Source organism: Pseudomonas uvaldensis, from assembly GCF_021271205.1.
Taxonomy (GTDB): domain Bacteria; phylum Pseudomonadota; class Gammaproteobacteria; order Pseudomonadales; family Pseudomonadaceae; genus Aquipseudomonas; species Aquipseudomonas uvaldensis.
In genome coordinates this window covers 78,372-100,235 of sequence record NZ_JAIWKS010000015.1, presented here as the reverse complement: position 1 = coordinate 100,235, position 21,864 = coordinate 78,372, and the positions used below count along the sequence as shown (strand labels likewise).

At 62.7% G+C, this 21,864-nt stretch carries 17 protein-coding genes; 9 read left to right on the top strand and 8 right to left on the bottom strand.

Annotated elements, in window-relative coordinates; translation table 11 throughout:
- Window positions 1–1,696, bottom strand: a 1,696-nt coding sequence (locus LCU97_RS24975) for a DUF6531 domain-containing protein (RefSeq protein ID WP_232778033.1), incomplete at its 3' end; no start/stop codon positions are given.
- Window positions 1,697–2,141: 445 nt separating this feature from the next.
- On the opposite strand from LCU97_RS24975, the gene LCU97_RS24970 reads away from it, so the two are divergent.
- The 6 genes from LCU97_RS24970 to LCU97_RS24945 are packed head-to-tail and all read left to right on the top strand — an operon-like array spanning window position 2,142 to window position 7,868.
- Window positions 2,142–2,765, top strand: coding sequence for a CDP-alcohol phosphatidyltransferase family protein (locus LCU97_RS24970; protein WP_053151855.1), 624 nt, complete (start codon window positions 2,142–2,144; stop codon window positions 2,763–2,765).
- A gap of 11 nt (window positions 2,766–2,776) precedes the next feature.
- On the top strand, window positions 2,777–4,534 hold the full coding sequence (locus LCU97_RS24965) for a bifunctional alpha/beta hydrolase/class I SAM-dependent methyltransferase (protein ID WP_232778032.1): 1,758 nt from the start codon (window positions 2,777–2,779) through the stop codon (window positions 4,532–4,534).
- Complete coding sequence (locus LCU97_RS24960) at window positions 4,534–5,859, top strand: phosphatase PAP2/dual specificity phosphatase family protein (protein ID WP_232778031.1); 1,326 nt, start codon at window positions 4,534–4,536, stop codon at window positions 5,857–5,859. Before LCU97_RS24965 ends, LCU97_RS24960 begins: the two co-directional genes overlap by 1 nt.
- Window positions 5,849–6,304 carry a hypothetical protein gene (locus tag LCU97_RS24955; RefSeq protein ID WP_232778030.1) on the top strand — a complete coding sequence of 152 codons (456 nt, stop codon included), beginning with the start codon at window positions 5,849–5,851 and terminating at the stop codon, window positions 6,302–6,304. The genes LCU97_RS24960 and LCU97_RS24955 overlap by 11 nt, the downstream gene beginning before the upstream one ends.
- A gap of 9 nt (window positions 6,305–6,313) precedes the next feature.
- A complete protein-coding gene (locus tag LCU97_RS24950; RefSeq protein ID WP_053151863.1) occupies window positions 6,314–6,934 on the top strand; it encodes a lysophospholipid acyltransferase family protein in 621 nt (206 codons plus the stop codon).
- 1 nt (window position 6,935) lies between these two features.
- Window positions 6,936–7,868, top strand: a complete 933-nt coding sequence (locus LCU97_RS24945) for a phosphatidate cytidylyltransferase (protein ID WP_053151865.1) — start codon at window positions 6,936–6,938, stop codon at window positions 7,866–7,868.
- Between the two features lie 61 nt (window positions 7,869–7,929).
- On the opposite strand, the gene LCU97_RS24940 is transcribed toward LCU97_RS24945, so the two are convergent.
- From LCU97_RS24940 to LCU97_RS24910, 7 genes are all read right to left on the bottom strand, one after another.
- Window positions 7,930–8,820: an MBL fold metallo-hydrolase gene (locus LCU97_RS24940; RefSeq protein WP_053151867.1), complete on the bottom strand. Its 891-nt coding sequence runs from the start codon at window positions 8,818–8,820 to the stop codon at window positions 7,930–7,932.
- 163 nt (window positions 8,821–8,983) lie between these two features.
- Window positions 8,984–9,814, bottom strand: a complete 831-nt coding sequence (locus LCU97_RS24935; protein ID WP_232778029.1) for a YfaP family protein — start codon at window positions 9,812–9,814, stop codon at window positions 8,984–8,986.
- A gap of 3 nt (window positions 9,815–9,817) precedes the next feature.
- Window positions 9,818–11,437 (bottom strand): DUF2300 domain-containing protein, encoded by a 1,620-nt coding sequence (locus LCU97_RS24930; RefSeq protein WP_232778028.1) that lies wholly within the window; start codon window positions 11,435–11,437, stop codon window positions 9,818–9,820.
- 1 nt (window position 11,438) lies between these two features.
- Window positions 11,439–16,007, bottom strand: coding sequence for an alpha-2-macroglobulin family protein (locus LCU97_RS24925; RefSeq protein WP_232778036.1), 4,569 nt, complete (start codon window positions 16,005–16,007; stop codon window positions 11,439–11,441).
- Entirely contained in the window at window positions 16,004–16,663 is a 660-nt protein-coding gene (locus LCU97_RS24920) for a DUF1175 domain-containing protein (RefSeq protein ID WP_053151875.1), read from the bottom strand. Before LCU97_RS24920 ends, LCU97_RS24925 begins: the two co-directional genes overlap by 4 nt.
- Window positions 16,648–18,357, bottom strand: a complete 1,710-nt coding sequence (locus LCU97_RS24915) for a DUF2138 domain-containing protein (protein ID WP_053151877.1) — start codon at window positions 18,355–18,357, stop codon at window positions 16,648–16,650. Before LCU97_RS24915 ends, LCU97_RS24920 begins: the two co-directional genes overlap by 16 nt.
- 36 nt (window positions 18,358–18,393) lie before the next feature.
- Window positions 18,394–19,152, bottom strand: coding sequence for a YfaP family protein (locus LCU97_RS24910; protein ID WP_053151972.1), 759 nt, complete (start codon window positions 19,150–19,152; stop codon window positions 18,394–18,396).
- 299 nt (window positions 19,153–19,451) lie between these two features.
- Between LCU97_RS24910 and LCU97_RS24905 the strand changes: the two genes are divergently transcribed.
- The 3 genes from LCU97_RS24905 to ispA all read left to right on the top strand — a co-directional run bounded on the left by LCU97_RS24905 (window position 19,452) and on the right by ispA (window position 21,828).
- A complete protein-coding gene (locus LCU97_RS24905) occupies window positions 19,452–20,588 on the top strand; it encodes a Fic family protein (RefSeq protein WP_232778027.1) in 1,137 nt (378 codons plus the stop codon).
- Between the two features lie 113 nt (window positions 20,589–20,701).
- Complete coding sequence (locus LCU97_RS24900) at window positions 20,702–20,944, top strand: exodeoxyribonuclease VII small subunit (RefSeq protein ID WP_003185917.1); 243 nt, start codon at window positions 20,702–20,704, stop codon at window positions 20,942–20,944.
- Window positions 20,941–21,828 carry a (2E,6E)-farnesyl diphosphate synthase gene (gene ispA / locus LCU97_RS24895; protein ID WP_053151879.1) on the top strand — a complete coding sequence of 296 codons (888 nt, stop codon included), beginning with the start codon at window positions 20,941–20,943 and terminating at the stop codon, window positions 21,826–21,828. Before LCU97_RS24900 ends, ispA begins: the two co-directional genes overlap by 4 nt.
- The last annotated feature ends 36 nt before the right edge of the window (window positions 21,829–21,864 follow it).

The following is a 21,864-nucleotide window of genomic DNA, read 5'->3' as shown; positions in this document are numbered from 1 at the left end:
AGCCGTCGCGAAAGTGCAGGAACGGTGCGTTCTCGCCGGGCTGGGCGATGATCAGTTCGTCCGGCTCGCCGCCCAGGTAGATCGCGGCGCGGGCCAGGCTGTTGTGGATTGCCGGGCGTTGGACGCTGGGCAGCGGAAAGGGTGTGCGCCGGTTTTCCTGGTCGATCCAGATGACCTGCCCGTCCTCAAGCTCCAGGCGATGGGCCAGGGCATGGCTCCAACCGCGTCCCAGGCCCACGTCCAGCTCCACTGCGCTGGTGCGGTACAAGCGGGTGAAGACAAACGGCAGCCGACCATCGAGGGTGCCGTCCTCCAGGGTCAGCAGCTCCTCGCCGGTGACCATGGACACCGGGCAGCCGTCGGTGCGGGTCAGAGCCGCGCTGTCAGCACTGTCGCCGTTGGGGTTCTTCGATTGGGCTGGGGCGTCGTCGTGGGGTTCGTGCTTGCTGAGCCGCGTGGAGGTTTGGGACTTTTCCCGCGCCACCGCGGCGGGATTACTGACCGACAGCGGCGGCAAGTGCTCAGGGGTGATTTCCAAAGGTCTGACAGGCGTAGGCCTTAAGGGCGCCCGCTGGGCACTGACCACCACTGGCTTCAACACATCGGCATGTTGTTCGAGCCGGTCGCTGGCGAGCTGGCCTAACCTTTGGCTCGACGCGTGTAACCAGTCCCGCGCACGCCAGGACCGGATCTGATCCAGCACTTTGCCACTCATGCGCACGCCCAGGCCGAGGGCGCCGGTCAAACGAATCAGCAGGAAATTGACCAGCACCGAAGCGCGTATTTCTCCCACGACTTCGGCCAGGTACTGGGGTGGCAACATCCGCAGCCAACTGGTGAAGGCTGCCATGTGGATGAAGAGCAACGGCTCGTCGCTCAATATCATCAGGCCTTTGGCTACTGCCTCGGATGAGGCTTGCAGTAGTTGCTCGAGCTCGGTTTGGGTCAGGTATTCCAGCAGCTTTTCGCTATTGGCCTGGAGGTCCGCCAGCAACTCGAAAACCTGTTTGACGTCATCCCAAAGTGCTTGCAGGGCACTTTCAAAGCCACGCCAGTCGGCTTGTTGCAACAGGTAGTAGCGTTCGCGAAACCCGGCGCCGGAAAATTCCGCCCACAGCGGTTGAAATTCGTTTTCCCACTCCGTTTTCAGCCAGCCTTCCAGCTCGTCGATCACGCTCTGGTAGGACGCGTACAGGGCTTTGACGTGATCTGCCGTCACATGAGGAAAAAAAGTGATGCGATATCGACGGCCCCGCCAGCATTCGGGAATTTCCAGGATGCCGCTGGGACCGATCACGTGATGGACCGGTCCGCCGAAGGTTTCCTGCCCCGGCTCGCCGTCGATGACCGGCTCGAGCATGACCGGCGTATCACCGATCGGCACGAAGCGCGCCGCCTGGAACATGTGCACCAGGGTCAACGGACCGCTCGCCGGACACGCCATCACCGTGGCGCTGACGGGCTCGTCCAGGTTCTTCGGCGCCGCGAGCGCGACCTCGTTGCCCACCTTGAAGACCTGTTCGAGATCCAATGCCCATCCGGTCCAGAACCTTTCAGCCCAACTGTCATAGTCGTTCAGGCATGCCCGGAAATCGGATAGCACCGCCTCGACATCTGGTCGTTCGGGGTCCATGGCGGCAACTACCAACGAGCCGATGGCGTTGTTCAGGGCCAGGAGTTTGTCTGGGGCAAACATTGCAGAAGTCTCGCGATGCGGGAACGGACGCGAGACTTTGCCGGGGATGGCTGGGGAAATAAGCCAGATAAGGAGGCGTTGGGTGTAAGGCGATTCGGTAAATTAAACGGATCAATGGTTCTCGGTATGGACTTACTCAACTCTGAGAGGCTGTGCCTCAGGCTTCCCTCCATCCAGATTGGTCGCTGAAAGAGTTTTCACCACAGATTCCTTGCGGGAGCGAGCCTGCTCGCGACAGCGGTAGCTCAGCGGCACAAGTATCGACTGACACTCCGCCATCGCGAGCAGGCTCGCTCCCACAGGGTCCGTGTCGCCCGGGTAAAACCGCCGCCAGATGCCTACCCGCGCTCATTCTCGAGAAATTCCCTCCAGCAACTCCCCAACCTGTCGTAATCTCGCATCTGCACACCGCTCATCCGAAAAACCGGCCCGAGATTCCGTTCCGATGCCCTCTATCTACCAGCTCAAACCCGCCTTTCAGAACCTGTTGCGGCCAACGGTCCAGCGGCTTTACGACAACGGCACCACCGCCAACCAGATCACCTTGCTGGCCGGTGTGGTTTCAGTATTGGTCGGGGCGGTGGTTGCCGGGTTCGCCAGTCATCCGTGGGTGTTCGTTCTGGTGCCCGTATGGATGTTCCTGCGCATGGCCCTGAACGCCGTGGATGGCATGCTCGCCCGGGAGTTCGGCCAGCAATCTCACCTGGGCGCGTACCTGAATGAGCTGTGCGATATCATCGCCGACGCGGCCCTGATCCTTCCTTTTGCCCTGATTCCCGATGCCAGCCTGTTGCTGGTGTTGTTGGTCACGCTGTTGGCGTTGTTCAGCGAATACGCCGGTGTGCTGGGGGCGATGGTAGGGGCTTCGCGGCGTTATGACGGGCCGATGGGCAAGAGTGACCGGGCCTTTGTGTTTGGCGTGTTGGCGGCCGGTATTGCCCTGGGCTGGCTCGGGGCGCTGTGGGTCGATGGTGTGATGGCGGTGGTGGCCGCCCTGCTGGTTTATACCTTGGTCAACCGGGTGCGTCAGGGCCTGGGCCAGGTGACGGATAACGCTCCCTCAGCATAAAGGAACTTGCAATGCGCGAAGCTCAAAACCGGACGTTCACCACCCATGATGGCGTGGAGTTGTTCTACCGGCACTGGCCTGCCGTGGCCGAAAACCCAGGCGAACCGCGCCAGGCCGTGCTGTTGTTTCACCGGGGTCACGAACACTCCGGGCGCATCGCGCATCTGGTGGATGAGCTGGACATGCCCGGCTTCGAGTTCTTTGCCTGGGACGCCCGCGGCCACGGCCAATCCCCCGGCGAGCGGGGCGACAGCCCGAGTTTCGCCACCAGTGCGCGGGACGTGCAGACCTTCTGCGATCATATCGGTGCGGCGCATCAGATCGACGAACAGAACATCGCCGTGGTGGCGCAAAGCGTTGGCGCGGTGATCGCGTCCACCTGGGTCCACGACTACGCACCGCGCATTCGCGCCCTGGTGCTGGCGTCGCCGGCGTTCAAGGTCAAGCTCTATGTGCCGTTTGCCCGTCCGGGGCTGGCGCTGATGCGCAAGTTTCGCGGTAACTTTTTCGTCAACAGCTACGTCAAGGCGAAATTCCTCAGCCATGATCCAGAGCGGGTGGCGTCCTACGACAGCGATCCGCTGATCACCAAGGCGATTTCGGTGAACGTGCTGCTGGGCCTGTACGAAGCCGCCGACCGGGTGGTGGCCGACGCGCAGGCGATCCAGGTGCCGACGCAGTTGTTGATTTCCGGCTCGGACTTCGTGGTGCATCGCAAACCCCAGGAGCAGTTCTTCGAGCGGCTGGGCAGCCTGCGCAAAGAAAAGCACATCCTGCCGGGGTTCTTCCACGACACCCTGGGCGAGAAGAACCGTGGGCCGGCGATTGCCAGTGCGCGGCGGTTCATCCTGCAGAATTTCGAGCGTCCGCTGGAGCGCCCTTCCTTGCTGGACGCCGATCGTATCGGCGCGACCTGCGCCGAAGCCGAGTCCCTGGCAACCCTGCTGCCGCACAACTCGTTGCGCGACCTGTACTGGCGCATGACCCGCGCCAGCATGCGCTTTGGCAGCACGATGTCGGACGGGGTCAAGCTGGGCTTCGACACCGGGTTCGACTCCGGCAGCACGCTGGATTACGTCTACCGCAACCGCCCCACCGGTACTTCGGCGGTGGGGCGGATGATCGACAAGAACTACCTGAACTCCATCGGCTGGCGCGGCATTCGCCAGCGCAAATTGCACGTCGAAGAACTGCTGCGCCTGGCGATGGGCAAGTTGCGCGAAGAGAACCGCGAGGTGCGCATCGTCGACATCGCCGCCGGTCATGGCCGCTACATTCTCGAAGCGTTGCAAGGCGTCAGCCCGTTGCCGGAATCGATCCTGTTGCGGGACTACAGCGACATCAACGTGCGGGACGGTAGTGCGCTGATCGTGGAAAAAGGCTTGGGCGAGATTGCGCGTTTCGTCAAAGGCGATGCCTTCGACCGTCAGGACCTGGCGGCCCTGGAACCAAAACCGACCCTCGCGGTGGTATCCGGTCTGTACGAGCTGTTTGCCGATAACCAGATGGTCGGCGGCTCGCTCGCCGGGCTGGCGGAAGCGGTGGAGCCCGGCGGTTTCCTGGTCTACACAGGCCAGCCGTGGCACCCGCAGCTGGAGCTGATCGCTCGCGCCCTGACCAGCCACCGCGCCGGTCAGGCCTGGGTGATGCGTCGGCGCAGCCAGGCAGAGATGGATCAGTTGGTCGAGGCGGCCGGTTTCCGCAAGATCACCTTGCGGGTCGATGAATGGGGCATCTTCAGCGTTTCGCTGGCTCAGCGCGTGCAGTGATGAGTGCCGTCATCGCACCGACCCGCGAGCCCGCCCTGCTGAAACCGGCGGTGCTGTGGCTGCTGTTGCTGGCGCCGCTGTTCTTCAGCACTTACGGCTTCGCCACCTGGGTCACCTCCCAGCGTGACGATGTCGGCACGCTGGTGTTCGGTTGGGAAAGTCACATGCCGTTCATGGCCTGGACCATCGTGCCCTATTGGTCGATCGATCTGCTGTACGGCCTGTCCCTGCTGTTGCCCACCAGCCGCGACGAACTCAAGCGCCACGCCTTGCGTTTGCTCACGGCCCAGGCGATTGCCGTCAGTTGCTTTCTGCTCTGGCCGTTGCGCTTTACCTTCCCCCGACCGGAAATGGATGGCGTGTTCGGTTGGTTGTTCGACGTGCTGGCGGGGTTCGACAAGCCGTTCAACCAGGCGCCGTCGCTGCATATTGCGTTGCTGGTGATCCTCTGGGTCTGTTACCAGCGACACCTGCAAGGTGTCTGGCGCTGGGTGATGCACGGCTGGTTCGCACTGATTGGCGTGTCGGTGCTGACGACTTATCAGCATCACTTCATTGACCTGCCCACCGGTGCGCTGGCCGGTTGGTTGTGTGTCTGGCTGTGGCCGCTGGACCGCCCTAGCCCATTGCATAGCGCTCGCCTCACGACCGATCCGAAACGCCTGCAACTGGCCCTGCGTTATGCCTTGAGCGCTGCGGTGTTGTTTATCCCGGCATTTGCCTTTGGCGGCGCGTGGTTGTGGTTGATCTGGCCGGCGGTGGCGGTGCTGTGGGTGGCGCTGAATTACCTGTTGTTCGATGCCAGCGGCTTCCAGAAGCGTGCCGATGGCCGATTGAACCCAGCCGTGCGCTGGATGCTGGCGCCGTATCTGGCGGCGGCATGGGTGAATTCTCGGTGGTGGACGCGCAAGCATCCGCAGCCGGATCACATGGTGGATAACGTCTGGCTGGGGCGGATTCCTACCTCGTCGGAATTAAAGGATGGCACCTTTGCCGGCGTGCTCGATCTGTGCGCCGAGTTATCCATGGACAGCACCGGGATTGCCTATCGCTCGCTGCCGGTGCTCGACCTCACCACGCCTACCGCCGAGCAGTGCCTGGAAGCTGCGCAAGCGATTGAAAGCCTGCGTCAGCATGGGCCGGTGTTGGTCTGCTGTGCGCTGGGCTATTCGCGCAGCGCTACCGCAATGGCCGCGTGGCTGCTGCACAGTGGACGGGCGCCGAGTGTCGATGATGCTATCGCACAGATCCAACGCGTTCGGCCGCGAGTCGTGCTGCATCAGGCGCACCGTCAGGCGCTGGAGCCGTTAGCTCATGAGCAGTGATATGGAGCTGCACAGCGTGGCGAGCCTGCTGCGCCGAGGTCGGTCGCTGGATCAGTTCTCTACCGGACTGACCTTGCTGGCGGCGCTGCTGGGATTGGGCCAGTGGCTGCTGGGCCGCATCGATCCGTGGTTGCTGTTGTTCAGCGCCGTACTGTTCACCTTGGGTGTGCTGCAAAAATACTGGGCGTTGCGCGTGGCCTTCGATGCCGATCTGTTTCAGCGCGTGGCCGACGGCACTCAGCCATTGGTCGAGCGTACCCAGGCATTGGACCAGGCCCTCGTCGCCCTCGGCTTGCAACCGGCAGGGCGTGGCGGTCGGCCTTGGAGCGAACGCCAGAACGGTGCATTGCGGCTGCTGCGTCGACAATCGCTGCTGCTGGCTGCTCAAGTTATCTTGACGCTGGGCTTCATCCTCACCAGCCCCTGGCTGGCATTTTCAGGATAAGGAATCCTCATGTTCGAACCCGTGGTCGCCAACCTCATCACCTCCGCCGCCCGCATGGTCACGGGCGCCCGCAGCCTGTGGCTCGGTTGCGCGCCGCGACCGGTGCAGCGGATCTACTTCGCCAACCACAGCAGCCATGGCGATTTCGTGCTGCTCTGGGCGTCTCTGCCGCCGTCCCTGCGCAAGCTCACCCGGCCGGTGGCCGGGGCTGACTACTGGCAGAAGAGTCCGCTGCGCCGCTACATCATCAACCGGGTATTCAACGGCGTGCTGGTGGACCGCGAGCGCAAGGATCCGGAGTACAACCCGCTGCAACCGATGCTCGAAGCCCTGGAAAACGGCGACTCGCTGATCATCTTCCCCGAGGGCACGCGCAACCCCGACGAAGGTCTGCTGCCCTTCAAGAGCGGGATCTATCACCTGATGAAAAGCCATCCCGAGGTTGAAGTGATTCCGGTGTGGATCGCCAACCTCAACCGTGTCATGCCCAAGGGCCGCGTATTGCCGTTGCCGTTGTTATGCACCACCAGTTTCGGTGCGCCGCTGTGCATCGAAGACGGTGAAAGCAAAGAGCAATTTCTTGAACGCAGCCGCGCCGCGCTGCTGGCATTGGCTCCGGAGCACGTCTGACATGGATCGATATACCGTGATGTTGTTCAGTGGCATCGGCGCCATTCTGGTGTTGGCTTCGCTGATCGGTTTCATTCTCAAGCTGAAAACAAAAGGCGCACCGAACTCGGTCATCGACAACCTCAACGCACGGATCAACGCCTGGTGGGTCATGGTGCTGGTGATCGGCATCGCGTTCTGGCTCGGCAATGCGGCGGTGATCCTGCTGTTCTACGCCGTGTCGTTCTACGCCCTGCGGGAATTCATGACCCTGACGCCGACCCGGCGCAGTGACTATCCAGCTTTGGTGGCGGCGTTCTATCTGGCGCTGCCGCTGCAATACCTGCTGATCTACTACGACTGGTACGGATTGTTCTCCATCTTCATCCCGGTGTATGTGTTCCTGCTGCTGCCGATCCTGGCGTCCCTGGGCGGCGACAGTACGCACTTCCTGGAGCGTGCTTCGAAGGTGCAGTGGGGACTGATGATCGCGGTGTTCTGCATCTCCTTCGTCCCGGCCCTGCTGACCCTGGACATCGCCGGTTTCGAAGGCCGCAACCTGTTGCTGATCGCGTACCTGGTGATCGTGGTGCAGCTGTCGGATGTGTTGCAGTACGTGTGCGGCAAGTTGTTCGGCAAACACAAGATCGCGCCGAACCTGTCGCCGTCGAAAACCGTCGAGGGCTTCGTCGGCGGTATCCTGCTGGCCTCGCTGATCGGCGGTGCGTTGTGGTGGATCACGCCGTTCAACCCGTGGCAGTCGTTCCTCATCGCCTTGCTGATCAACCTGCTGGGGTTTGCCGGCGGCATCGTGATGTCGGCCATCAAGCGCGACCGTGGCGTCAAGGATTGGGGGCACATGATCGAAGGCCATGGCGGCATGCTCGATCGACTGGACTCGGTGTGTTTCGCGGCGCCGATTTTCTTTCACCTGGTCCGGTATTGGTGGACCTGAAAAAAAGCCCACTGCAAGTGGGCGAAGGGAAAAGCAGCTGTTTGGCAACATCAGGCCAGTGTCAGGTTGACTGCTTACCCGTGGCCGACGGCATAGCACTGGAGTCGACCCGGAGCTTGCGCGCTCGGGCCACGGCTCGTTCCCACTCCCGGACGTCGTGGCTGCAAAAGATCTCGACAGGTTGATGATTCCGGGACAATGCCAGCTCCCGCAAACGACTCTGGTTATGCAGGCGTGCCGGACGGTCCGTGTCCATCATGTACTGATAAAACCGCATGCCCGGCGGACAACGGCGTTCGGATTGATGGACTTCATCGTGAAAGAAATACGCATCGCCGGCGTGAAGCATCCAGCCGCCGGGAGTGCGCAGGGCAATCCCGGCGTGACCGGCCGTATGGCCCTGCAACGGCACCAGAAAAATATCCTCTTCTTCCGCCCCGATCAGCGCCCGCACCGAATCGAAGCCAAACCAGGTGTCGCCTTCGGTGGTGTAGAACTCCCAACTGTCCACACCTTGCCACTGCCGGGCTTGAAACCGACGCCGACTGATCCAGGTGTTCGCGGAGCGGGCCACCGCCATCTCGTCGCGCATCACATGCACCCGCGCCTGCGGAAAATCCTGAAGCCCGCCGGCGTGGTCAAAATCCAGGTGAGTCAAAAGAATGTGCCGCACGTCGTGGGCGTCGAAACCCAGGCGTCGGATCTGCTCCAGCGCCGTGAACCGATGCTCGAACCGGATGTTGTTGAACATGCGAAAGAATCGGCTCAGCCGCTCGGGGGTCTGGATGTCCCGCTGGCCGAAGCCGGTGTCCACCAGAATCAGGCCGTTGGTGTCTGTTTCGACCAACAGGCAGTGACACACCAGGCACGCCGTTAGCCCACGACTGTAGCCATCGAACAACGCCCCGCCCAGCGGGCACATGCAGCCGCAGTTCAGGTGATGGATGCGCATGGATGGCCTCCTTTTTGCGGGGTGGGACGTTTGGTTCGGTTTTGTAGGGGCTCTCTGAAATCGACTGGAAGGGGGGCGGAGAATTCAGGAAAGGCGACAGGCGGTGACAGTCTCCTACCTGTCTACCACCCACGATTGTCCAATAGCTGTTGGCCAATTCTCCTCACGGATAACTAAAACTCTTCACCAGGGTCAACTCCCCCGGCGCCCGCATCGGGACCACGAACGTCTCCATTTTTTCACTCGGCGTGCCCTCTTCCGTGATCACGGTGATCTGCGCCGTGGTCAGGGCTTGTTTCGGTTGTTCGACCTGTTCTTCGCCGTCTTCGCCTTCCTCGCTGCGGTAGCCGCCGCCGTAATAGTTGACGTAGACCTGGTACTGCCCCTTGATCGGGCTGGGCATGGCGAAGATTTCCGGGCCGTAGCCGGTGGTCACGTCGACGTCGAGCACGGCGCCGTTGGGGGCGACGCGATCGCCGTACCAGATATGGGCGCCGTCGGGGGTGACGAGGTGCAGGTCCAGGTCGGTGCCGTCGCTGTCCCAGGTCAGCAGGACCCGTAGCTTGGCCGGGGTAGCGCCGCCGCTGGTGTTGAGGAACTGGGTGCGGTGCCGGTGCTGGCCGTCGGGGCTGCGGACTTCGACGCTGTTGGTGCCGTTGGGGAACGAGAACGGTCGGTCAAAGCCGCCCTGCTCGTCCAGCTTCAAAGGCAGGCTCACGCCGTTGACGATGAGCTTGCCCGGCTCCCTCGTGTCCTTGGGCAAGGCTTTGATCTGGCCAGTGATACGGGCGGTATTGGCCTGGCCCTGGGGTGTGTTGACCGACGAGGCCGGGTAGTTGACGGTCTGGATGAAGCTTTCGTCCTCGCCGCCCGGCGCCCCGCTGCGCCAGCCGCCAATCGGAGTGTCGAGTTTGATGCCGTCGGCAGCGACGGCCAGGGGCAACGCGGTCATGGCGCAGAGCAACAGCAAGACCTGTGGAGAGCGGAGTGTCATGGTCTATTCCAGCAAGAGGTGACGGGCGAGCCCTTCGATATAGTCTTCGTCCTGGCCGTTGGGATGAGCTTCGAAGGCCAGGTGCAAATATTCATGAGTCAGGTCGAGGCGGTCCTGGAGCGACAGCACGCCCCGGACGTAGATACGCTGGCGCTCGCGGTCGACATAAGGCCGGCCGAAGGCGACGCGGCACACCGCGAAAGCGCTGATTTCGTTGTAGCCCACTTCGCTTTCCAGGCGGGAGCGCCAGCCTCGGCGCTGTTTGAGCAGCCAGTCCTGGGCGGCCGGCAAGGCTTCGCAGGACGCCACCGGATTGTCCCACCGGCTAAGGCTGGCACGCGGATAGGCGTGCAGCAGGATGGCGTCGTAGCGCTGCCCGGCGTTGGCTTGTTCCACCGCTTGCAGCCAGGACAGTTTGTCCGGGCCGGGCTGGTCGGAATGGTAGGTAACATCGGTGCCGGCCAGGACCAGATCACTGGTCCACGCGGCGATGGCACGGGCTTCGGCCGCTGCCGGGCGCGGGGCGACGCGCTGGCGATGGCTGCTGTCGTCGATGCTCAGGCAATCGCCATTGCGCTGGGCGTTTTGCAGCAGATAGGTGCGGATCGCCACGGCCAGGGCCTTGGCTGCTTCGGCGGGCTCGGCCTTGGCTTCGCGTTGCAGGACACGGGCGACGTATTCTTCCCGGTCCAGACGCGCCACCAACTTGCCGGGCATCAGGAACAGTTCGCCGTCGCTGTGGATATCCAACTGATTGCCGTTGGTGAACTCGACACGGTAGTCGCCGCGCAGTTGACCCGGCGAGGCCGGCCGAGCGCCCGCCATGACCCGCTGCAACGGGTAACGGGCAAACAGGCCGACTTCCACGCAACGTCCCGTTTCCGCCGGCCATTGCACCGGCAGCGCAGCGGCCAACCCATCGCCGAAGACCTTCAGGACTTGCTGGCTGGTTCCGCGGCCACCGGCCCATACAGGTGTGCCATCGGCCAGCCAACCGGCGAATCCGCCCTGACGCGACGAAGGGCCCTGTTCACCCAGCCAGCTCCAGGTCTTGACCCGCAACCGACTGCCCAACTGACCGACGAGACGACCATCGGCGGCATTGAGCGCCACGTCCAGCAGCACCCGACGGGCCTGATCCTGGGCGGGCAGCGAACCCAATGCCTTGAGCAGTTCAGCGACGGAGACCTGCTTTTGCGGATGCAGCGAGGGCAAGTCCAGCAACCAAGTGGGTGCCTGCCGTGCCTGCCAATAGTCACGCCAGCTCGTGGCAGTCAGCCCGAGCCGCTGCGGTTCGAAATACAGGCCGCAGGATTTCACCAGCGCCTGATCGCGACCGATGCTCTTTCCGGCACTGCAGCAATAGACTTCTTCCTTCGACTCGCCGCGGCATTCATAGGCCGGCTCGCGGGCATCGGTGTCCACCAGCCAGGCGTAGACGAACAGTTTCCACAGGCTGCCCAGCGGTGTTTGCAACGTATCGGGCAATGGCTGGCGATCCAGCACCTGGATCGGGCTCACCCGCAGCAACTGGCCATCGAAGGCCAGGCGCAGCGGTTCCTCCTGCGCTGTCGCCAGCGCAGGAATCAGGCACAACAGCCACCCGAGCAGCCGCTTGCGCATGTCAGTTGACCGTAACCTGACCGAGCGCCGGTTTCTTTTCCCAAGCCTGATGCTGGGGTGCATAGACCTGGGTGAAGCGCACCGGCGGCAGGTTGAACTGGCCTTTCTGGGAGAAACGCACCAGATGTCGCAGGCGCAACTCGCCACTGAGGGCATCCACTGGCACTGCGTAAGCCATCTGGCCCGGCTCGAAGCGCGCCTTCTCCAGGGCGGTCAACTCGCCACCGTCCTTGCCCAGCAACTGGATACCCCAGGTGGTGCGCTCCACATCGGCGCCCGGCGGCAATGGCACCTCGAGCATGCCGTAGCGCAGCGGCGTACTGGCCTTGCTGTTGATGATCACCTCATCCAGATAGAGACCATCGCTGGACAACGGCTTGTTGCCCACGGCTTCGAGGGTAAAGGTGTAGGCATCGCCGCCCGGCACCAGCCGCGACAGGCGACGGGTGATGGACACGGCCATCGGGGCCAAGGGCGGTTGCTGGCTCTGGAAGCTCAGGGCCGCCTGCAACGGCCGTTCCTGGGCACCGCTGAGGGTCAGCATTGTCGGCACCTGCGCGCCTTGCCATTGCCAGAAGGTTTCTCCGGAAGCGCCCTGGCGGGCTTTCCAGCCTTCGCCCGGCGTCAGCGCCACCGCCGGCGATGCCTGTTCGATGCTGCGTTGCAGCCAGGTCAGGGCCAACGCCCGTTCCAGAGTGGACTGTTGCGGCAGCAGGCGTTCCAGCAGGGCTGTGGAGCGGGCCTGGTCGAAGGCTTGCAACGACAGCACCAGCGCCTCGGCGAACGGCTGGGCGCTGACGTCCAGTTTCTGCTGAGCAGCGGGCAGTTGACGGTTGAAGGCATCCGGCAACGGCACCTTCACCTGCTTGGCGAGGGAGGCGGCCAATACGCGGGCACTGGCCAACCCGAGGGCTGAATCCGGTGCGTACATGACCAGGCTCTCCTCGCCGTCATCCATCACGCTCTCGGCGCTGCCTTCACCGGCCTTCGCCAGATCTTCCATCAGGCCGCTGACCAGGGTATTCACCGGCAACTGCATCTGCCGGGCGAACGACAGGATCAGCGCACGCTGCAACAGCGGCGTGTCGCCGGCCTGCTTGGCGTAGACCTCCAGCACCCGTTGCCAGTGTTCCGGCGGCAGGTTCAGGTCCAGCACCTTGCTGGCGTGCCAGTCGGCGTAATAGGCGTAAGCGGTGAGGAAGGCATCCGGCTCGCCGTCCTGGCCCCACCAGGTAAAACTGGCCGACGGACCGGCCATCTGCACCAGCCGCAAGCGGCTGTTTTGCATGATCAGGCGCAGGCGGTCGCGGGTATGCGAGTCTGCGGCCAGGGTCGGGTAAGCGATGCTCAGCGGCAGCAGTTGGCTGGCGGTCTGCTCGACGCCACCGTACGGGTAGCTCAACAGGTCATCCAGGGCGGAACGGAACAGCGCTTGCGGACTGTCGTCCAGGCGCAGGCGGATATCACTGGCGTCCGCAGGCAGGGTCAGCGGGGTATCACCGGTCGCCACGTCGAGACGCTGGTTCTGGGTGACTTGCCAGCCATTACCGCTGGCGTTCAGGTGAACGGCCAGAGTGTCCTGGGTTTCACCGTTGAGCTGCAACTGCACGCTCAAATCGCCGCTGCTCAGTTCGAGCGCCGGCAACGCCACGTAGTTGATGCCTTTTTTCAGGTCCGCCACCACCCGTTGCTCGGTGCCGGCGTAACGGATCAACAGCTCGGCCTTCACAGGCTTGTCCGACTGGCTGAACGCGAACATCCCCAATTGCGGCTTGTCGCCGGTGCGGAACCGGGTCGGGCCGCTCCATTTCAGGTACAACGGTTTTTCCGAAGCGATGAATTGCTTTTTCTGGCCGACCTGACCGTCATCGGAAATGGCGCGGGCCGTGATGCGCCAGCGGGTCAGAGAGTCTGGCATTTTGAAGGTAAAGCGGGCCTTGCCGTTGGCATCGGTGACCAGTTCCGGCTGCCAGGCGGCAGTGTCCACGTCTTCGCGACGAGGTCGTTCCAGCACTTTGACGCCACGCTCGCTGCGGTTGGCCTTGCCCGGTGCACCGGGGCTGCCTGGCAGCGCCACGTCGTAGCTGATGAACGACAGGCTGGCACTGGTGCGCACGTTGTTGCGGCGCGGGTGATAGAAGAACTGGTCGATGGTCGGCGCCACTTCCGGTTGCAGGGCGTAGACCATTTCATCGACCACGCTGACGGTCAGGTGCGCTGGAATCGCCTTGCCGGCGAATTGGGTGCCCAGGTCCACGGTCACGGTGTCGCCGGGCCGGTAGGTGGCTTTGTCGGTGGTGATGGCCACGTCGATCTGCGGCGCTACCACCTTGATACCGGCGTTCTGGAAGCTGTACTGCCCCCCCTTGGTGTAGAGCACCGAGAAAGTCATGTTCGGTGCAAAGGCATCCTTCACCGGAATGCGGGCACGGTATTGGGTCGGGCTGAGGCTTTCCATTTTCAGCCAGTCACCGCCCTTGGACAGCAACGCCGTGGCCTCGACCTTGTCGCGCTCCAGGGACAGCAGCGCATCAGTGACCGGTTCCGGGAAGGTGATCAGCGCCAGGGCCTCATCGCCAGCCTTGTATTCAGGCTTGTCGAGAACGATCTCGACGGTGCCCGGCACGGCCTTGATGCCTTCACCGGTCACCGAGTGCCCCGTGGCGCCGATGACGCGGCCGTGGTCGTCCTTGAGGGTGAGGTTGTAGGTACCGGGACGCTCGAAGGCCACACTGAAGCCCTTGTCCTTGGCGGTCAGCTTGCCCTCGCCGGTGCTCTGGTCTTCCAGGCGCACCCAGGCGTAGCTACCCGGCGTCACGGCTTTGCTCTGCTCGTTGCCGCCTTCGTTGACGTAGCTGAACGCGACCTTCTCGCCCGCTGCACTGAAACGCTGGCGAGCGCTCAGGCGGAAATTCGCGGCGCCACGGTCGATGAGGATTTCCTTGGTGGTTTTGACCCGATACGCCGCGCCATCGCTGGCAAACACGGTGAGGGTGTAGCGACTCGGCTTGTCGGCGGCCGGCAGGTCGAGGACCGCGGTGCCTTTGTCGTCGGTGGTCACTTCACTGCTGGTCAGCTCCACCGGGAATTGCCCCAGGTATTGCAGTTCGTTATCCACCATCGACAGTTGCTGGGCCCGCAGGCTCAGGCTCACGGTGGCGTCGGCCACCGGCTTGCCGTCCGGGTAGAGCAGTACCAGCTTGCCCTTGACCGGTTCACCGGTGCGGTAATCCTGCTTGTCCAGGTTCAGGGCGATTTCGAAGTGCGGCTTGATGTACTCGGCCACACGGAAAGCGCTGCTGTAGAGCTGGTCTTTGTAGCTGAAGCGCAGTTCATAGCCACCGGCCACGGCGTTTTCAGGCAACTGGAAGCGGCCTTGGGTACCGGCTTTGGAGTCCAGCTTCAGGGCCAGGGTCTGCAGGGCGGTGCCAGTGGCATCCAGCACACTGACATTCACCTCGGCCGCTGCCGGCTGCACGGAGTCTCGGGCATTCTTGAATTCACGCCCGACGATTTTCAGCGACACCCAGTCGCCCGGGCGATACAGCGGCCGGTCGGTGAAGGCGTAGAGCTTGGTGTCGTAGATTTCGCTGTCGTAGTAGAAGTTCTCGGAGACGAATACACCGCCCTCCTCGTCTTCGCCAATGACGAACGAGCGCTCAGGGCTGACGTGCTTGAGGCGCAGCAGGCCATCTTCATCGGTGGCACCGCTGCTCATCACGCCCAGGCCATCGGTCCACAGCACGTTGACCTTGGGCACCGAGCGACCTTCATGCTTTCGTGCGGCCCAGACCAACAGTTCATCGCCGGCTATCTTGCTGACCGCTACGGTGTTGGAGACGAAGACCATGGTGGTGGCGCGGTATTTACCAATCAACGCTTCCACCAGGTAGAGGCCAGGTTTCAACTGACCCAGCGGGATGTAGACATTGCCCGGCGCAACGCTGACGAACTCACTGGACGAACCGGCCAGGTTGACGCCCGCCGGCGGCTGGATCGGCTTGGCCTGCCACAGCGGATAACGGAACTGGCTGACCACCGGCAAGCCCGGGATCAAAGCGAACTGTGCCGGTGCCTCGTAAGGTGTCGGCGCAACTATCGCGTCGCCCATCTTCAGTTCCGGCACTTGTTCGGTGACCTGTTGGCGGGACTCGTAGGAGAACGCCCGCTGCATGACCCGACGGGACTTGCGGTACCAGTTGTCCCACAGGTACGCGAGGGTGTTCGACAGGCCTTCGCCCTTGAACTGGCCATCGCTGACCACGCGGTGCAGGTTCTTCTGGCGCTTGAGGAAGTCCAGGGGCTTTTCGATGCGATAGACCCGGATGTCAGCGCCGCCGTAAGGCTCCATGCGGAACCGGCGATAGTCGCGACCCGGCGCTTCGAGGCGGACCATGGCCTGCTCATCGCTGGCAAAACTGCTGTCGGCCAGCAGGAAGAAGCTTTCGCCGGCCACCGGCGTGTAGCCGCTGGGCGCCACGGTGTCTTCGGCATTGACGACAGGCGCCAGCAACAGGGCAAAGAGCAGGGGCAGTTTCGAACACAAGCGCAGCATGCGGGCACCGGTCATTGGGAGAGAAAGTTGAGTCGATAGACGCCGATGAAGTTGGGGTTGGCTGCGTCGGGTATCCATCGGGTGTCCTTCCAGTTCATGAGTTGTTGCAGGCTTGCGGAACGCATGCCGTTGTCAGTTGGGGTAGTGGTGCCGGTGTGATAGGCGATATAGCGGCCCATCCAGATCATCAGGTGCTGGTCGTCGCCCTGGTCGAAGAAAATCAGGTCGCCAGGACGGGCCTGGGAGACGTCACGGCCCACCAGGCGACTGTTGAACTGGATCAGCTTGATGGCATTGACGTAAGGTCCGACCTTGCCACCGCCCTGCTGCCACTGCTGGGCCAGGCGCCGCTGGGCGTCGCTCAGCTCAAGTTCCGGCGGCAGGTAGCGATTGGACAGGCCGTTGCTGCGCAACCATTTTTCGTTGTGGACCTTCAGCGCTTCGTTGGCGGCGAAACGCACCAGCCCGGCACAGTCCTGCTGATACCAGCGTGGGCTCGGGCCCCGGCTCAGTTGTTCCTGGGCGATGCGCACGAACCAGGCGCGGAAGACCTGGGATTGCTGCACGTCTAGCGCCGGTGTCTCGACGGCGAGCGCAGGCCCGCCCAGCAACAACGCCAGCATCAGCATCCAGCCGCGATTGCGGATCAGTCCTGTCACAGCGCTTTCCATTCCAGCGGCAGCCATTGCCAGTGGCCATCCGGCTCACTGCCTTCCGGCAGCGTCAGGGCGTATTTGCCATAGCCGCCAAGGGTGCGCAGTTTCGGGATCAGGTAGGTTTGCGCGGCGTTATAGAACACCGGTTCCATGTCCTGGGGCAGGCTGTCCAGGGTTTCGCGCTGCATCAGTTGCGCCATGGCATCCGGGCCGAAGTACACCGGCATCAGCACGTCCTTGGGCAGCACGTCGGCCATGGGCGGGAAGCGCTTGTCGAGGGTGCCGAGGGCCTTCTCCACCAGCTTGTCGTCAAGGGAAAACAGCAGGGTCGAACCATGACGTGCCAGGCTGACCCGCATGAACGCCTTGCCGGTAATGGCGTCCGGTTGCAACGAGTCCTTCGCCAGGTAGGGGCCGAAGTTCGAGCTCACCTGACGTTGCCACTGATGCATCGAGCCTTCCTGCTTTTCCACGACCGGGAAAGCGTGCTCGGGAACATTGTTTTCATAGGCGCCCACCATTGAACCGAACAGGCTGCCCAGGTCAGCGTCGAGCTTGCCGTCGTCTTCGTTCAGGCTCGCCACCAGCAACGGCGTATACAGCCGCGAATCGGCGTACCAGCACAGGCCCGCCGCGCCGGCCATGTGTCCGATCATGGACTGGGCGGCTTTCTCGTCGGCGCCGAGTTTTACCAGCAGCGGTTTCTGCTGCTCGGCGGCCAGGGGTAGCGAGACGCAGGCGCTGGCGCCCATGGGCATGGCTTGCCAGACCGGTTTGAAATCGAAATCCGGTTGGTTTTCCAGTTCGTCCAGAGCCAGGAAGCTGTGCCAGCCCTTGTCGTCCATGTCGAAACGCACCCCGGCGAAATTCGGGATGAAACGCTGGTAACCCATGGCAAGCACGCTCGCGTTGACCGAGATACGTTGCTTGACCTCGGGCGCCTTGGGCTGCAGGCCGAAGGCTTCGGGGAAAAGTTTTTCGCCATTGAGCAAGGCTGCCAGGGCGGTGGTCGACACACTGCCCGGTGCCTCGGACGCACCGTTGGCCGGGTCATAGAGCTTGGTGGGGTTGGACAACACCACCAACTTGTCGCCATGGGAGGCGAACACCAGGGACTTGCTGGCGTTGTAGCTCAGTTGATAGAGCGCAACGTCATCGCCGCCCACCCGCAGGTCGCTGAGTTTGCTCAACTGGGTGTCGTCCAGGGCGACTTTCGCCAGCGGCTCCAGCACCTTGGCCAGCCCACCGCGATCCATCACCAACAGGAAATCCTTGAGACGACCGTCGGCACCGCGCCACAGCGCCACATCGGCCGGCTGGTCGAACAGCTCTTCGATCAGGCTGTCCTGCAGCTTGAGATCATGCTCATAGATGATCCGGCGCAGGCTGCCAATCAGCCCGAGACGGTCGGCATGGGCCTGGTAATAGAAGACGAAATCCTCGGTGAGCGTGGCCTTGAGGAACGGCACGGCCAGCAGATCCTTGGGCAACTGACTCAGGGAATGGGCTTCGAGCAGGCCATCGGGACGGCTCAGGCCAAGCTTTTCCAACGCCAGCGTCATGGGCGGCGCCTTGGGCTTGTTCATGAACCAGCCCAGCCCGGCGGCGACACCGGCGACCAGGCACAGCCCGATCAGCATCGCCGGCCAGCGGCGCGCAGGTTTAGCGACAGGTGTCGGCGTGGTCGGGGAAGCAGTGTTGTCGCTCATATTCACAAGGGCCTATTCATCCGTGGAGCGGAGTACTTAATAGTTGAAAGTCTTGACCAGCAGCAGGTCGCCAATGGCGCGCAGGGGCACGACAAAGGTCTCGCGTTTTTCATCGACGGTGTTTTCGTTGAGCACCAGGTTGATCTGCGAGGTGATCACCTCGTTCTGATTGCTGTTTTCGTCGAAGTTGTAGCCGCCGCTGCCGTAGTTGCCCCAATAGTTGACGTAGACCAGATACGTGCCGTGCATCGGCGCGGTCATGGTGAACATCTCGGGGCCGGGGCCATCGACGCCATCCGGGTCGAGGCCGCCGCCATTGGTCAGTGCCGGGCGGCCGAAGAAGGCATGCTGGCCGTCGGGTGTGACGATATGCAGGTCCAGCTCGGCCTTGGGATCGTCCCAGCCCAGCACTACGCGAATCTGCGCCGGGGTTCGCAGGTTGTTGGCTTCATAGAACTGCACGCGCTTGAGGGACTTGCCTTCCGAGCTACGCACTTCGACGCTGTTGGAGCCAGCACCGAACGCATAGGGTCGGCCGAAACGCCCCTCGTCGTCGGTGTAGAGATTCAGTGGATTACCGTTGACCGCCAGGCTGTGGGGCTGCCGGGCCGTGCCTATGTCCTTGAGTCGGCCTTCGATCATTGTGCGATTACGCTGCACGCCCCGGTCGATGGGCGGCGTGGGATAGGCCACCTGCGGGTTCTCGCTGCGATCGAGCAGGCCGTTGAAGCGCCATCCGCCCACCGGTTCAGACAGTTCGGCCGAAGGCCCGGCCCACACCTGGGGCGCGCTCATCAACACGATCAATAATGAAAGAAACCGCACGAATGCCTCCTGCCATGCACAACGCAACCCGGCGCCCTTCCTCGGCGCTGTTTATCATTGTTCGGGTTCGTCTGAAGGCCCCGTTACAAAGGGGCTATAGATGGCGCGAAGGTTAGCTATTCGGCGGACTATTCACAATCGGGAAACGCACGAATCTGTGTGGGAAATCACGTCCTGAAAAGAGGGTGAGCCGATTAGGAACGCTATTCGGCTCACAAAATGAGCCGAATAGCGTTATTATTCGGCTCATCCCCTTTTCGAACAGACACATGACTCCTCACTGGATCTGGCAACAGCCCGACTGGCCCGACTTTCACTGGCATGCCGAGACCCTGGCACCGCTACTGCGCGAATGCGTTCAGACCCAGGGCCAATTACTGGGAATGACCGGCGCGGTCACGGCTTCGCTCAGTGCACAGAACGAGCTGGATGCGCTGCTGCAGAACATCGTGACATCTTCGGCCATTGAAGGAGAGCGGTTGAATGTCGGCTCGGTGCGTTCGTCACTGGCCCGACGCCTGGGCCTTGAACAGCTGGACGACAGTCCTGTCAGTCCGCGCAGTGAAGGCTTGACCAACCTACTGATGGACGCAACCCGGCATGCGGACCAGCCACTGACCATCGATCGGTTGATGGAGTGGCATGAATGGTTATTTCCTGATCTGGCGAGCGACCTTGCCCAACGACGGATCCGCGTGGGTGCGTTGCGCGGTGAGGAACCGATGCAAGTGGTCTCGGGCAGACTGGATCGCCCGACCGTCCATTTTGAAGCGCCGCCACGCCCGGGCCTGGAACATCAGTTGCAAACGTTCATTGCCTGGTTCGAGGCCAGTCGCCGTCAAGGCGAGCTGGATCCCTTACTGCGGGCCGGAATCGCCCATCTCTGGTTCGTCACTCTGCACCCCTTCGACGATGGCAATGGTCGCCTGACCCGCACCCTCACCGACCTGGCACTGGCCCAAGGTGAAGCCCGGGCAATCCGTTTCTACGCCATGTCCGCGAGCATCCTGGAGGACCGTTCTGGTTATTATCGGATTCTGGAAAGCAGTCAGAAGGCCACCCTGGACGTTACTCCGTGGCTGACCTGGTTTCTGCAAACCCTGCTACGCAGTCTTCAACAGGCCATCGCTCGGATCGAAAGCGTACTGTTCAAGGCGAGATTCTGGCAGACCCATCGCGCCAGCTCGCTTTCACCCCATCAGATCAAAGTTCTCAATCGACTGCTCGATGGCGGTGAAAGAGGCTTCGAGGGAGGCATCAGCGCGGCCCAATACCAAGCAGTTGCCAAGATATCCAAGGCGACGGCGACCCGACACCTTGCGGAACTATTGGAGAAAGGCTGTCTGGAGCGAATGCCTGGTGGAGGGCGCAGTACGCGGTATCGGATCAGCCGCTCGGATACATGAGTCCCTTGGTGTCGCTCCATCCTGACCCGAAAGAGCCCACCCGCCCTGATTTGCCCCAATACCCCATGTCTGCTAGTGTCGCGCCGGTTTAACAGTCAACCGGAATAGCCGCCATGGCCCGTAAAAAAGCTGCATTGGACTTCGAACAATCCCTGGCCGACCTGCAAACGCTGGTTGAACGGCTGGAGAACGGCGAATTGTCGCTGGAAGACTCGCTGACTGCCTTCGAGCAGGGTATCGGCTTGACTCGCGATTGCCAGGCAGCGCTGGCCCAGGCCGAGCAGAAGGTGCAACTGTTGCTCGAACGCGACGGCGAGCTGACTGAGGAACCCTTCGACGCGGAACAGCCTGAATGATCGCCGCGTATCAGGCCAGCAGTCAGGCCCGGGTCAATGCTGCACTGGAAACCCTGTTCAGCGCCCCGAGCCCGGAACTGGCGCGACTCTACGAAGCCATGCGCTACAGCGTCATGAATGGCGGCAAGCGTGTCCGCCCCCTGCTGGCCTATGCCGCGTGCGAAGCCCTGGGCGGCGTGGCCGAACAGGCCAACGGTGCGGCCTGCGCGGTGGAGTTGATCCATGCCTATTCGCTGGTCCACGACGATTTGCCAGCCATGGACGACGACGATCTGCGTCGCGGCCAGCCCACCACCCATAAACAATTCGACGAAGCGTGCGCGATCCTGGCCGGCGACGGCTTGCAGAGCCTGGCCTTCAGCGCCCTGCTGGACCCGGCCCTGAGCGATTGCCCCACGCAGACGCGCCTGGACATGGTCAGCGTCCTGGCGCTGGCGGCAGGTCCCGCCGGGATGGTCGGCGGCCAGGCCATCGATCTCGGTTCGGTCGGCTTGAAGCTGGACCAGGACGCCCTTGAATACATGCATCGGCACAAGACCGGCGCGCTGATCGAAGCCAGCGTCCGCCTCGGCGCCCTGGCCAGTGGCCGGGCCACGCCTGAGCAGTTGCAAGCCCTGCAAACTTACGCCCGGGCGATTGGCCTGGCGTTCCAGGTCCAGGACGACATTCTCGACGTCGAAAGCGATACCCAGACCCTGGGCAAGCGTCAGGGCGCCGACATCGCCCGCGACAAGCCGACCTACCCGGCCCTGCTCGGCCTCGACGCCGCGAAGGCCTACGCCCTGGAACTGCGTGACCAGGCCCTGGCCGCGTTGCGACCGTTTGACGCGGCGGCCGAGCCACTGCGCGAACTGGCGCGCTATATCGTCGAACGACGCAGCTGACAAGGTGTCAACCCCTTAAGACTGCGTATCGGCCAA